Source organism: Pedobacter ghigonis (assembly GCF_903166585.1).
GTDB lineage: Bacteria > Bacteroidota > Bacteroidia > Sphingobacteriales > Sphingobacteriaceae > Pedobacter > Pedobacter ghigonis.
The window spans coordinates 231,620-246,170 of record NZ_CAESCM010000002.1; the positions used below are offsets into that span (position 1 = coordinate 231,620).

Here is a 14,551-nt window from a genome sequence, read left to right on the forward strand (position 1 = left end):
AAAATGTCTCGAAAACTGTTACTTGAGCATATAAACGTACCAGGCATCAATACACTTGAAGTCTATCGCCAAAAAGGCGGGTACCGTGCCGTTGAAAAAGCCCTTAAAACTTTAACACCTGAAGAGATTGTTGAAGAAGTTAAGAAATCAGGCTTACGCGGTCGTGGTGGTGCGGGTTTCCCAACGGGAATGAAATGGAGCTTTTTGGCTAAGCCAGAAGGTGTTGCACGTTATCTGGTGTGTAATGCTGATGAGTCTGAGCCCGGAACTTTTAAAGACCGTTACCTGATGACATACATTCCACATGCTTTAATTGAGGGAATGATTGTTTCGAGTTTTGCTCTGGGAGCCAAGGTTTCATACATCTATGTTCGCGGAGAGATGATGCCTCAGATCCGTATCCTGGAAAAAGCGATTGCAGAAGCAAAAGCTGCAGGATGGTTAGGTAAGAACATTTTAGGAACTGGTTACGATTTAGAATTATATGTTCAGCCTGGTGGAGGTGCTTACATTTGTGGTGAAGAAACCGCTTTGTTAGAATCGCTTGAAGGTAAAAGAGGTAATCCACGTATTAAACCACCTTTCCCTGCTATTGCAGGTTTATATGGCTGCCCTACGGTAGTTAATAACGTAGAATCGATTGCTGCTGTAGTGCCAATTATCAATGATGGAGGCGATGAGTATGCTAAAATCGGTATTGGCAGAAGTACAGGTACCAAATTAATTTCAGCATCGGGTAATTTAGTAAAGCCTGGCGTTTATGAAATCGAATTGGGTTTACCGGTAGAAGAATTTATCTATTCTGATGAGTATTGTGGCGGTATTGCCAATGGGAAACGCCTGAAAGCAACAGTTGCAGGTGGTTCATCGGTGCCAATTTTGCCAGCTAATTTAACTTTAAAATATGCCAACGGCGAACCTCGTTTAATGAGTTACGAATCCTTATCAGAAGGTGGATTTGCGACTGGAACGATGTTAGGATCGGGTGGTTTTATTGCTTTTGATGAAGATCAGTGTATTGTTCGCAATACCTGGAATTTTTCTCGTTTCTACCACCACGAGAGTTGCGGACAATGTTCACCATGTCGTGAAGGTACAGGCTGGATGGAAAAAATCCTCCACAAAATCGAACACGGTCATGGAAGCATGGAAGATGTTGATTTATTGTGGGATGTTCAGCGTAAAATTGAAGGAAACACGATTTGCCCCTTAGGTGATGCAGCTGCATGGCCAGTGGCAAGTGCTATCCGTCATTTCAGAGATGAATTTGAATGGCACATTAAAGAGCCGGTTAAAAGCCAGAGCCAAAATTATGGTATTGCAAATTATGCAAACCCGATTGAAAAAGCTCCTGTAACGGAAGAGAAATAAAATCGCATTGGTTCGTGTTTTCACGAAACGAAAGCTAAATAAATACAATTGGTTCGTGGTGGCACGAACCAAGTAGAAAATAAAAGAATATCATTAACCATGAGTGAAAAAGTTAAGGTTACGATAGATGGGATAACAGTAGAGGTTGATAACGGAACCACCATCCTGAATGCTGCAAGGCAAATTGGAGGTGATATCGTTCCGCCAGCCATGTGCTATTATTCTAAGTTACAAGGCAGTGGTGGTAAATGCCGTACCTGTATTGTTAAGGTAACAAAAGGGTCGGAGAAAGATCCCCGCCCAATGCCAAAATTGGTTGCTTCTTGTCGTACAACTGTAATGGATGGGATGGAAGTGCTTAATATTACTTCGCCCGAAGTTTTGGAAGCACGTGCAGGTGTAGTAGAGATTTTGTTGATTAACCACCCTTTGGATTGTCCGGTTTGCGATCAGGCCGGTGAGTGCGATTTACAAAATTTAGGTTACGAGCACGGTTTGCAAAAAACACGTTATGAGTTTGAGCGCCGTACTTTCGAGCGTATTGATATTGGCGATAAAATTCAGCTGCACATGAACCGTTGTATTCTGTGCTACCGCTGTGTTTTTACTGCAGATCAGATTACCAACAAGCGTGTTCACGGTATTTTAAACCGTGGCGATCATTCAGAAATTTCTACCTATATCCAGCAGGCGGTTGATAACGATTTCTCAGGAAACGTAATTGATGTTTGTCCGGTTGGTGCTTTAACCGATAAAACTTTCCGTTTCAAAAACCGTGTTTGGTTTACCAAACCAGTTGATGCACACCGCAATTGCGACCATGAAAAATGCAACGGTAAGGTAACCCTTTGGTATAAAGGAGAAGATGTGATCCGTGTTACTGCGCGCAAAGATCAGTTTGGCGAAGTAGAAGAATTTATCTGCAATACCTGCCGTTTCGATAAAAAAGCTACATCCGACTGGACAATCGAACATCCAACACATATTGATGATACTTCGGTAATTGCATCTAACCACTACGAAACATTAAAACCATTGCCGGTAATTAAGCCAAATGCAGCGTTACAGGCAGCGAATGAAATTGAATTACATAAAACAGTTAAATACTAATGGATACAGGTTTTATCATAGAAAAATTTATTCTAGTAGCGGTAATTTTCGGTATCAGTTTGGTAATTGCCATGTATTCTACCTATGCTGAACGTAAGGTTGCTGCATTTTTGCAAGATCGTTTAGGACCGGACAGAGCTGGTCCCTTTGGTATTTTACAGCCTTTGGCCGATGGTGTTAAGATGTTTATGAAAGAGGAGATTATCCCAACTACATCAAACCGTTTCTTATTTATTGCAGGGCCGGGTTTAGCTTTACTTTGTGCCTGTATTGGTACAGCAGTTATTCCCTGGGGTAGTCCGATAGAAATTGCCGGAAAAACAATCCCTTTACAGGTTACTGATATTAATGTAGGTGTTTTATACATTTTCGGTGTGGTTTCTTTAGGCGTTTATGGCGTAATGATTGGTGGTTGGGCATCTAACAACAAATATTCTTTGTTAAGTGCTATCCGCGCGGCATCACAAAATATCAGCTACGAGATTGCAATGGGTTTATCCATCATTGCATTGCTTCTGATGACGAATACCCTAAGCTTAAAAGCTATTGTTGAACAGCAACATGGCCTTAACTGGAATGTGTGGTATCAGCCGCTTGGGTTTTTGATATTTATGGTATGCTCGTTTGCTGAAACCAACCGTGCTCCTTTCGATTTACCTGAGTGTGAAACTGAGTTAATTGGTGGTTACCATACCGAGTATTCATCTATGAAATTAGGTTTCTACCTGTTTGCCGAATACATCAATATGTTTGTATCATCGGCTGTAATGGCAGCTTTATATTGGGGTGGTTACAATTACCCTGGTATGGATTGGGTTGCAACACATGCAGGAACAACCTGGGCACCACTTATCGGTACTGCCGTTTTCTTTGGAAAAATATGTGCATTTATCTTTTTCTTCATGTGGGTACGCTGGACCATCCCGCGTTTCCGTTACGATCAATTGATGAATTTAGGTTGGAAAGGCTTAATTCCTTTAGCTATTGCCAACATTATAATAACTGGAGTTGTGATTGCGATTATTGAGAAGTTTTAATTATGGAATCATTAAGTAATAAGAAAAAAGTACTGGAACAAAAGCCACTGAGCTTTATGGAACGGATGTACCTTCCGGCAATCGTAAAGGGAATGGGCATCACCATTAGCCACTTATTCAAAAAAGAGGCTACAGTAAGATATCCGGAAGTAGAACGCGAATTCTCAACCAACTTTAGGGGGATGCACTCGCTAAAGCGTGATGAAAACGGTAAAGAGCGTTGTACTGCCTGCGGTTTATGTGCTTTATCTTGCCCGGCCGAAGCAATTACCATGATTGCTGCAGAACGTAAGCCTGAAGAAAAACATTTATACCGTGAAGAAAAGTATGCTGCAACTTATGAAATTAACATGTTGCGTTGCATTTTCTGTGGATTATGTGAAGAAGCCTGCCCGAAAGAGGCTATTTATTTAGACGGACCAATTGTACCTGCTGATTATTTGCGTAAAGATTTTATTTACGGAAAAGATAAATTGGTAGAGGCTCCGTTAGAAATGAAAAAATAATAATATTGTTCGTGAGGACGCGAACCATATAACTGAGATAATCGTCATGCTGAATTTATTTCAGCATCTCTTGTACAAGATCCTGAAATAATACCGATAGCTATCGGATCAGGAGGACGAAAAACAAATTAAAAACAACAAATTAATGAGTACACAAGTATTCTATTTCGTAGCCACATTAAGTATCCTCTTTTCACTGTTGGTGATTTTTGCTAAAAATCCAATCCACAGTGTATTGTACTTAATCCTAACTTTTTTCACATTTACGGTGCATTATGTACTGTTGAATGCTCAATTTCTGGCTGTTGTAAACTTCATTGTTTATATGGGAGCCATCATGGTATTATTCCTCTTCGTACTGATGTTGCTCAACCTGAATAAGGAAACAGAGCCATCAAAATCTCCATTAATTAAAATTGTTGGGGTAATTGCTGGCTGTTGCTTAATTGTAACCTTAATTGGTTCGTTAAAAGCGGCAAGCATTAGCAGCCCGTTAATTTTAAAAAATCCGGGATTAGGTTTGGTAGAAAACTTAGGTAAAGAGCTTTTCGGACCATTCTTGTTACCATTCGAATTATCATCTCTGTTACTGTTGGCAGCAATGGTTGGAGCCGTTTTATTATCTAAAAGAGATGAGGTAGAAGCATAATGGAAAATTTAACTACACAAATGGCAGGCGTTCCGCTAAACCACTACATCTATTTAAGTGCAATTATTTTCACTATTGGTGTAATTGGCGTGTTAACCCGCAGAAATGCAATCGTAATCTTTATGTCGGTAGAGTTGATGTTAAATGCAGTTAACCTGCTTTTAACCGCTTTCTCTGTGCATAGCAATGATCCTTCCGGACAGGTTTTCGTATTCTTCATTATGGCTTTGGCTGCTGCAGAAGTTGCAGTAGGTTTGGCCATCATCGTAATGGTGTACAGAAATACAAAATCGATAGATATTAATGTTTTAAATCGCCTTAAGTGGTAAATATATAATAAGAATGACAATAGAACAATTGATTTGGTTGGTTCCGTTACTTCCTTTTTTAGGTTTTGTAATTAACGGACTAGGCAGAAAATCTTTATCTAAAGGACTTGTTGGAATCATCGGAAGCGGCGTAATTTTAGCTTCTTTTATCATCAGCGTAGTTATTTTCTTTAGTTTACAAGGCGATACCCAAAAATCTCACGAAGTATTTTTATTCGACTGGATTAGCGCTGGCGCATTACACATTCCTTTATCATTTTTGGTCGATCCGTTAAGCTCGATCATGCTTCTGATTATCACAGGAATTGGTTTTTTAATCCATTTATATTCTACAAGCTACATGCACGATGACGAAGGATTTGGTAAATTTTTCAGTTACCTTAACCTGTTTGTATTCTTCATGCTATTATTGGTATTGGGGTCTAACTACATCGTGATGTTTATCGGTTGGGAAGGTGTTGGTTTATGTTCGTACTTGCTAATTGGTTTCTGGTATACCAACAGTGCCTATGCATCAGCAGCTAAAAAAGCTTTCGTAATGAACCGTATTGGTGATTTAGGCTTTTTGCTGGGTGTATTCCTAATATTCAATTTCTTCGGAAGTGTTGAATTCTCTAAAATTTTCCCTCAGGCAGCTAATATGTTGCCAGGTAAAGATACCCTGGTTTTGATTACCATTTTATTGTTTATCGGTGCCTGCGGTAAATCGGCGCAATTGCCATTGTTTACCTGGTTACCAGATGCGATGGCCGGACCAACTCCAGTTTCGGCGTTAATCCACGCAGCTACGATGGTAACGGCAGGTATTTACATGATTGCGCGTTCGAGCGTATTGTTTGATCTGGCTCCGTTAACCCAGCACATCATTGCAATTGTTGGTGCTGCAACCGCTTTAGTTGCTGCCATTATCGCCTTAACACAAACGGATATTAAAAAGGTACTGGCTTATTCAACTGTATCTCAGTTGGGCTATATGTTTTTAGGTTTAGGCGTTGGTGCTTATACTGGTTCGTTCTTCCACGTATTAACCCATGCCTTCTTTAAAGCTTTATTGTTCTTAGGCGCTGGTTCGGTTATTCATGCCATGCATCACGAGCAAGATATGCGCCACATGGGTGGATTAAGAGCTAAGCTTAAAACTACTTTTGCCACCATGATGATCGGTACCATTGCAATTGCAGGTTTACCACCATTCTCTGGTTTCTTCTCAAAAGATGAAATTTTGGCACATGCCTTTCAAGCCAGTCCAGTACTTTGGGGAATTGGCGTGTTAACCGCATTCTTAACCGCATTTTACATGTTCAGGATGATGTTCCTTACTTTCTCTGGAAAATACCGCGGAACACACCACGCTGAAAGCCATATTCATGAGTCGCCAGCTGCAATGACATTGCCTTTGGTAATCTTAGCGATCCTTGCTGCAATTGGTGGAGCAATCAACTTCCCGCACATTTTTGGCGGTAACGAATGGCTGGCACACTGGTTAACGGGAGCAGGTGTTGCCCAGCACGAATTGGATTTAAGTCATTCTACCGAACTCGCTTTAATGGGTACTTCGGTTGCGGCAGCAGTTATTGCTTTATTGTATGCTTATACTAAATATGTAAAAGGTGCACATGTTCCGGTTGCTGATGAGGCACCGCGTTCTGCATTGGCTAAATTATCATACAACAAATTTTATTTAGATGAGATTTACGATTTCATAATTACAAAACCTTTAGATATCCTTTCGAAATTCTTTTACAGGATTATCGATAACAAGTTTATTGATGGTATTGTAAACGGATTGGGATGGAGTACAAATGAAGCCAGTAAAGGCCTTCGCCTGTTACAGAGCGGAAACGTTGGTTTCTACCTGTTTATGATGGTATTCGGTATCATCGCGTTATTGATCTATACATTTAGTTACATATTATAAAAAGGGTTCAAAAATAAATAATGGAACAACTTTTACTACTTATATTTCTTCCGCTTGCGGGTGCTATTATTACAGCATTTGCAGGTAAGTCGGCTAAAATAGTGTCGACCGTATTTTCGGTGGTTTCCTTAGGGCTGGCTTTGTTTATCGCATGTAACTTCATTCCGAATGCAAGTACACAGTTTGAAGCGAATTTACCATGGATTGCTGATCTGGGCATTAATTTCCATGCAGGTATTGATGGTATTAGCATGTTGGTGGTATTACTTACCAACTTATTAATCCCGATTATCATCCTATCGAGCTATAAACACGACTACAAAAATCCAGCTGCTTTTTACGCATTAATTTTATTTATGCAAACCGGCTTGTTACTGGTGTTTACAGCATTAGATGCTTTCCTTTTCTATATTGGCTGGGAAGCGGCATTAATTCCAATTTATTTCATTTGCGCATTCTGGGGTGGAAAAGACCGTATCCGCATTAACATGAAGTTTTTTGTGTATACCATTGCCGGTTCGTTATTTATGCTAATGGGTATTATTTACCTGTACTTACAAAACCCGGCACATAACTTTGATATCCAGGCTTTTTATGCTTTAAATTTGGATGCAGCACAACAAGGGTGGATTTTCTGGGCTTTCTTTATTGCTTTTGCGATTAAGATGCCAATTTTTCCTTTCCATACCTGGCAGCCAGATACCTATACTGCAGCACCTACACAAGGTACTATGCTATTATCAGGTATTATGTTAAAAATGGGTATTTATGGTGTAATCAGATGGTTATTGCCAATCGTACCTGCAGGCGTTCAGGATTGGTCTTGTTTAGCTATTAGCCTATCTATTATCGGTATCGTTTACGCTTCTTTAATTGCCTTTACACAAAAGGATGCCAAACGTTTAGTAGCTTATTCATCAATTGCTCACGTAGGTTTAATTTCGGCGGGTATTTTTGCATTAAACCAGCAAGGTATGCAGGGAGCAATGGTTCAGATGTTGAGTCACGGTATTAACGTAGTAGGTTTATTCTTTGTTTTGGATATTATTTTCTCTCGCGTTAAAACCAATAAAATTGAAGAACTTGGCGGTATTGCCAAAGCAGCACCACACTTGGCAATTGCTTTTCTGATTATTGTTTTAGGAACAGTAGCTTTACCAGGAACAAACGGCTTTATCGGCGAATTTTTATTGTTGCTGGGTGTGTACAATGTTGGCATTTGGGCTGCTGCAATTGCGGGCTTAACCATCATTTTCGGCGCTGTTTACATGTTGCGCATGTATCAGAATGTAATGCTTGGCAAAACCAACGAATTAACCATCACTTTCACCGATATCCAGGGATCAGAGAAATTTGTCCTGTATTTGATCTGTGCTTTGATTATCGTTTTGGGTGTTTATCCGAAACCATTATTGCACTTAACAGAGGCATCTGTACAACATTTATTAGAACAGGTAAATCAAAAATTAACATCAGTAAAATAAGCAATGAATATTATAATAACCATTAGTATAACAGCTTTTATTGTACTTTATGCAGGTTTGTTTAAAGCAAATAAAGCATTATTGCCGCTTACCGTTGTTGGCTTACTTACTGCCTTAGGCTTTACTTTTTGTGCCTGGGGTGGCAATGCTGTTCATTTCGGAATGATGCAGACTGATAATTTCGCCCTTGCATTTTCTGGCGTTTGTATAGTTGGTACACTTTTGATTTTCTTATTAACCCAAAACTATTTTCACGCTAAAAGCGATAACGTTGCCGAATATTATACCTTAATCCTTTTCGCCCTTGCTGGGATGATTATGATGGTATCGTATAAAAACATGGCGATGCTTTTTGTTGGTCTGGAAATTATGTCGGTAAGTTTATATATCCTTGCCGGTATCCGTAAAAGAGATTTTGCCTCAAACGAAGCTTCGTTAAAGTATTTCTTAATGGGTGCTTTTTCAACAGGTTTCCTGTTGTTTGGTATTACTTTAATTTACGGAGCTACAGGTTCTTTCGATTTAGATAAAATTCAGGCTTACCTGGTAAATAACAGTACTGCAGTTTCACCGATCTTTTATCCGGGCGTAATCCTGATGATGATTGGTTTATGCTTTAAAATAGGTGCAGCACCTTTCCACTTCTGGACACCGGATGTTTACGAAGGCGCACCATCTTTAATTACCACCTTTATGAGTACGGTAGTTAAAACTGCTGGTTTTGCTGCTTTTTTACGTTTGTTTGCCGGACCTCTTGAGCCTTTACACGAGTTCTGGGTAATGCCGTTAATCGTTATTGTTTGCCTGACTTTATTCATCGGTAACGTAACAGCCTTGTTCCAAAAGAACTTTAAACGTATGCTGGCTTATTCAAGTATTTCGCATGCAGGATACTTATTGTTTTCTTTAATAGTTATAACTAAAAATTCTGGCAACAACGTATTGGTATATGCTGCCGCTTATACCTTTGCTTCGATCATTGCCTTTGCGGTATTAATTCTGGTAAAACAGAAAACTGGTAGCGACAGCTTCGAAAGCTTTAACGGTTTAGGAAAGAAAAACCCATTGGTGGCTTTATGTTTAACTGTTGCAATGTTATCATTAGCCGGAATTCCGTTAACAGCTGGTTTTATCGGTAAATACCTGATGTTCCTGAATGTAATGACCGAGTATAAAACCTTATTGGTAGCTTTTGCTATTTTAAATGCATTGGTTGGTTTCTACTACTATTTCAGGGTTATTGTAGCCATGTGGTTTAAAGATGGCGCAGATACAACCCTTACGACGCCTATACAATACAAAGTGGTACTATTGGTTTCAGTGGTAATTACACTTGTTTTGGGTATCTGTCCGGCAATAATTTTAAACCTGATATAGGTATGCTGTTGTTTAATAATTATTTGTAGTTTTACGAATAATTGAATATGCACGATTTTTGGAATAACCTGCATCAGCTAATTGATCCCGAGAAATTATTGAGGGAGGGCGGTTTCTATCTCGTTGTATTCGTAATCTATGCAGAAACCGGCCTGTTCTTTGGGTTCTTTCTCCCGGGCGATTATTTACTGTTCCTGGCTGGCATGTTTGTTGCTACCGGTAAACTGGATGTAAATATTGCTGTGCTTTTAGCCGGTTTATGTGTTGCGGCAATTTCGGGTAATTTTACGGGCTATTGGTTCGGACGTAAAACCGGGCCGGTATTGTACACCAGAAAAGATAGCTTCTTTTTTAAGAAACGTTATTTAAAAGCAGCAGAAGACTATTACCATAAACAGGGCGCATTCGCATTAATAATGGGCAGGTTTGTTCCGATTGTAAGAACTTTTGCACCTATTTTTGCGGGGGTAGTAAAGCTCGACTTTAAAAAATTTGCACTTTATAACGTAGTTGGAGGAACACTTTGGATCTGTTCTCTAACTTTATTGGGCTATTTTTTAGGTCGCCGCTTCGAAAAAGAAATAAACGATTATTTATTATATATTATTATTGGCTTTATCCTTATAACAACTATACCATTATTAATTACCTTTGTAAAAAGTAAAGTAGTGAAAGGTCCTGAAGAGGATAAAACAGATTTAAATTAGAAATGGTAAAAGACGATCATCACGCGTGGCATAGCGTATCTCCTGGAAACAATGTTCCAGAAATTGTAAACGCAATTATTGAAATTCCAAAAGGTTCAAAAGCAAAATACGAAATAGATAAAGAATCAGGTCTGATTAAATTGGATAGGGTTCTTTTTTCATCAGTTATGTATCCGGCTAACTATGGCTTTATTCCGCAAACTTATTGCGATGATAAAGATCCTTTAGATATCCTGGTTCTTTGTTCAGTTGATGTTTACCCAATGACTTTAATTGAAGCTAAAGTAGTAGGCGTAATGCACATGGTTGATAACGGCGAGCAGGACGATAAAATTATTGCTGTTGCAGCACATGATATGTCGGTAAACTACATCAACGATTTAGACCAGTTACCTCCACACCAAATGAAAGAAATTGTTCGCTTCTTTCAGGATTATAAAGCATTAGAAGATAAAAATGTAACCATCGAACATTTATTAGGTGTTCGTTATGCGCATAAAGTAATTAAAGAAAGCATAGAACTTTATAACACAACATTTAGAGAATTAGCTTAATGGATTTACCCACGGTCTGTTTGTTTTTAAATTCAGCGTTAAGTACAATACTGCCAACCCCAAATGTAGTTCTTGTAGCTTTACAGGAGCCCGATACCGGATCAGTTGGCTGGCGTTTGTTTTTCGCCTTATTTTTGGTGCTTTTAAACGGTTTCTTTGTGGCAGCAGAGTTTGCCATCGTAAAAGTCCGGGCATCACAAATAGAGATAAAAGCAAAATCAGGCAGTCGTGTTGGTAAAATGGCTAAAAGCATCATCCATAACCTGGATGGTTATTTAGCCGCCACTCAGCTGGGTATAACGCTTGCATCACTTGGCTTAGGTTGGGTTGGTGAAGGCGTTATGCATACCATCTTTAAAAACCTTTTCGATAGTTTAGAATGGGGACTTAGCGATGCTTCCATCCATACGGCATCAACAATTGTAGCTTTCTCGTTAATTACGATCATGCACATTGTTTTTGGCGAGCTGGCCCCAAAATCGTTTGCCATACAAAGGCCCGTAGCTACAACTTTATTCGTATCGTTACCGCTTCAGTTGTTTTATGTGGTATTCAAGCCCGCAATCTGGACTTTAAACAGTTTAGCCGCAGTTATTCTTAAACCATTTGGTATCGATACTGCTGGCGGTCACGAATCGCTGCACAGTACAGAAGAACTTCAATATTTACTCGATCAGGGTAAAGAAAGTGGTGCACTCGATAACAATGAGCACGAACTGATTAAAAACGTGTTCGATTTCAACGAGCGCGTGGTGAAGAACATTATGGTACCCCGAACTAAAATTTCGGGTATCGAACTTACTTCAGATAAAGAAGAGGTAATCGACACGATTATCAAAGAAGGCTATTCGCGTTTACCGGTGTACGATGATATTATGGATAAGATCGTAGGTATTATCCATGCCAAAGATATTTTGCCTTTGGTTGCAGCCGGTAACCAGCACTGGACTTTAAATGACATTATCAGGAAACCATATTTCGTAACGGAGACTAAAAAAATCAATGATCTGATGAGTGAGCTGCAAAGCAACCGCATTCAGATTGCCATTGTTTTGGATGAGTTTGGCGGAACTGCCGGTATGGTAACCTTAGAGGATATTGTGGAAGAACTTGTGGGCGAAATTCAAGATGAATACGATGAAGAAAAACCACTGGTTGAGAAAGTATCGGACAACGAATTTATCGTAAATGCATTTGCAACAGTTTATGATGTAAATGAGCACCTGCCACACGATTTACCTGAAGACGAAGATTTCGACACAATAGGAGGTTTGGTTTCGCATGTTTTCGGGCGTATACCTGAAGTTGGCGAAAGCAACGAATCGTATGGTTATTTGTTTACCATTCTTAAAAAAACAGAGCAGAATATCGAAACCATTAAGCTCGAACTGGTGATTAATCAAGCAGATATGGTTGATAATCACTAATTTCAACCATGCATATTTTTTACACACCGGATATCACCCAAAATACCTATACGCTTAACGAAGAGGAAAGCAAACACTGCGTTCGGGTACTTCGTTTAGCCGTTGGTGCTGTGGTTAACCTGGTTGATGGTAAAGGCGGTTTCTATACGGCCGAAATTACTTCCGATAATCCTAAAAAAGTTGCTTTATCGATATTAAAAGTAGAAACTGAGTATCATAAACGGAACCATTACCTGCATATTGCTGTAGCACCTACCAAAAATATCGATCGTATCGAATGGTTTTTGGAGAAAGCTACGGAGCTGGGGATTGATGAAATTACCCCCATTATTACCGATCGCTCTGAGCGAAGGGTAGTAAAAGAAGACCGCTTGAATAAAGTAATCACCTCGGCGGTAAAACAGTCTATAAAAGCATATCACCCTAAACTGAACGATGCCATTGCGTTCGATGCTTTTTTGAAACAACCTTTTGAAGGTGAAAAACTAATGGCACATTGTATTGATGAAGGAGAGAAGCAGTATATTTCACAGCTTGTGGCACCACATCAAAAATATCTGATCCTGATCGGTCCCGAAGGAGATTTCACACCAGAAGAAGTGAATTTAGCTTTGAACAAAGGCTTTAAAGCATTAACTTTAGGTGATAACAGGTTGCGCACCGAAACTGCTGCGCTGGCTGTTTGTTTTGAAATCAATTACCTTAACCGATAACCAGTTTGAAGTTTTCAGTTTTTAATTTTCAGTTTTCGAGATTCCGGACATGGACTGCATGCTTTGTGCTTTTAGTTTCCTGCATAAGTCTTTTCGCTTTCATTCCCCCAACCTACCGCATGGCGAAGCTGAAATATAACGGGGGTGGCGATTGGTATGCAGACCGTACCGCACTTCCAAATCTGATTGCTTTTTGCAACGCCAACCTTAAAACTAATTTTTACGCCGAAGAAAGCATAGTAGAAGTTGGATCGAAGGAACTGTTTAATTACCCTTTTGTTTATATGACAGGGCATGGTAATGTGGTTTTTAGCGATCAGGACGTTAAAAATTTACGACAATACCTTATTGGGGGTGGTTTCCTGCATATCGACGATAACTACGGTTTGGATAAGTTTATCAGGCCGCAAATGAAAAAGGTATTTCCTGAACTTAGTTTTGTGGAATTACCGGCAAACCATGTCATTTACAATCAGAAATTTAAATTTCCGGCTGGCTTGCCCAAAATACACGAGCACGATAATAAACGCCCGCAGGGATTTGCCCTGATCTATAAAGGCAGGATGGTCTGTTATTACACTTATGAATGCGATTTAGGGAACGGTTGGGAGGATTTCGGTACTTACCCTGAAGATACACAGGAAACACGCGCTAAGGCGCTTAAAATGGGCGCAAATCTGGTTCAATATGCTTTAACCCAATAAACATGTACAAAGTAAAAGTCAACGATCAGTTTTTATTCGAGGTAGAAAATAAGGATTCAGCATTTTTAGTAAATGGCGACCCCGTTCAACTTGATTTAAGCGAAATAAACAACAGCCACGCACATATTTTATATCAGCATAAATCTTTCCGTACAGAAATTGTGGAGGTTAATAAAGCGGAGAAAACCTGCAGGATTAAAGTAAATGGAAACACTTACCAGATTAGTATTGAAGATCAGTTTGATGCCTTGCTGAAGCAACTCGGACTTGATAACCTAACGGCAAATAAAGTATCTGAAATTAAAGCACCTATGCCTGGTTTGGTATTAAAGGTTCTGGTAGCTGAAAATACTGAAGTTAAAAAAGGCGATAACCTGCTCATTTTAGAAGCAATGAAAATGGAGAACATCCTGAAATCTTCTACCGATGGTACCGTTAAAAAGGTTTTGGTAGTGCAGGGCGATAAAGTAGAAAAGAACCAGGTGTTGGTTCAGTTTAAGTAGCGTTTTTGCGAGGCACGAAGCAATCTTAATGCGTATGCAAGGTAGCGATCGTTGTGGGCTTGCCTGCCTGTTTGCAGGCAAGCTTCGTCGGCTGAAAAAGCCTGCTCACAATGACGACTTTGGATGGCTTACGATCGCCTTAAACTAATTACAAAATATAAA

General features: G+C 39.5%; 15 protein-coding genes. All 15 read left to right on the plus strand.

Translation table 11 applies throughout. The features are described from left to right. Positions 1-3 precede the first annotated feature (3 nt). The 15 genes from nuoF to HWV58_RS04350 all read left to right on the plus strand — a co-directional run bounded on the left by nuoF (position 4) and on the right by HWV58_RS04350 (position 14,389). Positions 4-1,371 (plus strand): NADH-quinone oxidoreductase subunit NuoF, encoded by a 1,368-nt coding sequence (gene nuoF, locus HWV58_RS04280; protein WP_175632903.1) that lies wholly within the window; start codon positions 4-6, stop codon positions 1,369-1,371. A 99-nt stretch (positions 1,372-1,470) separates the two neighbouring features. Then, a complete protein-coding gene (locus tag HWV58_RS04285) occupies positions 1,471-2,481 on the plus strand; it encodes a 2Fe-2S iron-sulfur cluster-binding protein (RefSeq protein ID WP_124558026.1) in 1,011 nt (336 codons plus the stop codon). Then, positions 2,481-3,518 carry an NADH-quinone oxidoreductase subunit NuoH gene (gene nuoH / locus HWV58_RS04290; RefSeq protein WP_175632904.1) on the plus strand — a complete coding sequence of 346 codons (1,038 nt, stop codon included), beginning with the start codon at positions 2,481-2,483 and terminating at the stop codon, positions 3,516-3,518. Before HWV58_RS04285 ends, nuoH begins: the two co-directional genes overlap by 1 nt. Positions 3,519-3,520: 2 nt before the next feature. Further along, complete coding sequence (locus tag HWV58_RS04295) at positions 3,521-4,024, plus strand: NuoI/complex I 23 kDa subunit family protein (RefSeq protein ID WP_039472989.1); 504 nt, start codon at positions 3,521-3,523, stop codon at positions 4,022-4,024. Positions 4,025-4,169: 145 nt separating this feature from the next. Next, positions 4,170-4,673: an NADH-quinone oxidoreductase subunit J family protein gene (locus tag HWV58_RS04300; protein ID WP_124558023.1), complete on the plus strand. Its 504-nt coding sequence runs from the start codon at positions 4,170-4,172 to the stop codon at positions 4,671-4,673. Further along, positions 4,673-5,002, plus strand: a complete 330-nt coding sequence (nuoK, locus tag HWV58_RS04305) for an NADH-quinone oxidoreductase subunit NuoK (RefSeq protein WP_039472993.1) — start codon at positions 4,673-4,675, stop codon at positions 5,000-5,002. Before HWV58_RS04300 ends, nuoK begins: the two co-directional genes overlap by 1 nt. 13 nt (positions 5,003-5,015) lie before the next feature. Next, on the plus strand, positions 5,016-6,920 hold the full coding sequence (gene nuoL, locus HWV58_RS04310; RefSeq protein ID WP_394354231.1) for an NADH-quinone oxidoreductase subunit L: 1,905 nt from the start codon (positions 5,016-5,018) through the stop codon (positions 6,918-6,920). Between the two features lie 20 nt (positions 6,921-6,940). After that, positions 6,941-8,404 (plus strand): complex I subunit 4 family protein, encoded by a 1,464-nt coding sequence (locus HWV58_RS04315; RefSeq protein ID WP_175632905.1) that lies wholly within the window; start codon positions 6,941-6,943, stop codon positions 8,402-8,404. A gap of 3 nt (positions 8,405-8,407) precedes the next feature. Beyond that, complete coding sequence (locus tag HWV58_RS04320; RefSeq protein ID WP_175632906.1) at positions 8,408-9,781, plus strand: NADH-quinone oxidoreductase subunit N; 1,374 nt, start codon at positions 8,408-8,410, stop codon at positions 9,779-9,781. Between the two features lie 47 nt (positions 9,782-9,828). Beyond that, on the plus strand, positions 9,829-10,488 hold the full coding sequence (locus tag HWV58_RS04325; protein WP_124558020.1) for a DedA family protein: 660 nt from the start codon (positions 9,829-9,831) through the stop codon (positions 10,486-10,488). A gap of 2 nt (positions 10,489-10,490) precedes the next feature. Next, the gene (locus tag HWV58_RS04330; RefSeq protein ID WP_124558019.1) at positions 10,491-11,042 is read left to right on the plus strand and encodes an inorganic diphosphatase; all 552 of its coding nucleotides are present in this window, start codon (positions 10,491-10,493) and stop codon (positions 11,040-11,042) included. Between the two features lie 116 nt (positions 11,043-11,158). Further along, a complete protein-coding gene (locus HWV58_RS04335; protein ID WP_449415944.1) occupies positions 11,159-12,469 on the plus strand; it encodes a hemolysin family protein in 1,311 nt (436 codons plus the stop codon). Between the two features lie 8 nt (positions 12,470-12,477). Beyond that, entirely contained in the window at positions 12,478-13,182 is a 705-nt protein-coding gene (locus tag HWV58_RS04340; RefSeq protein WP_175632907.1) for a 16S rRNA (uracil(1498)-N(3))-methyltransferase, read from the plus strand. A gap of 119 nt (positions 13,183-13,301) precedes the next feature. Next, positions 13,302-13,886 (plus strand): DUF4159 domain-containing protein, encoded by a 585-nt coding sequence (locus tag HWV58_RS04345; RefSeq protein WP_235972647.1) that lies wholly within the window; start codon positions 13,302-13,304, stop codon positions 13,884-13,886. 2 nt (positions 13,887-13,888) lie between these two features. Then, a complete protein-coding gene (locus HWV58_RS04350; RefSeq protein WP_175632908.1) occupies positions 13,889-14,389 on the plus strand; it encodes an acetyl-CoA carboxylase biotin carboxyl carrier protein subunit in 501 nt (166 codons plus the stop codon). Positions 14,390-14,551: the final 162 nt, after the last annotated feature.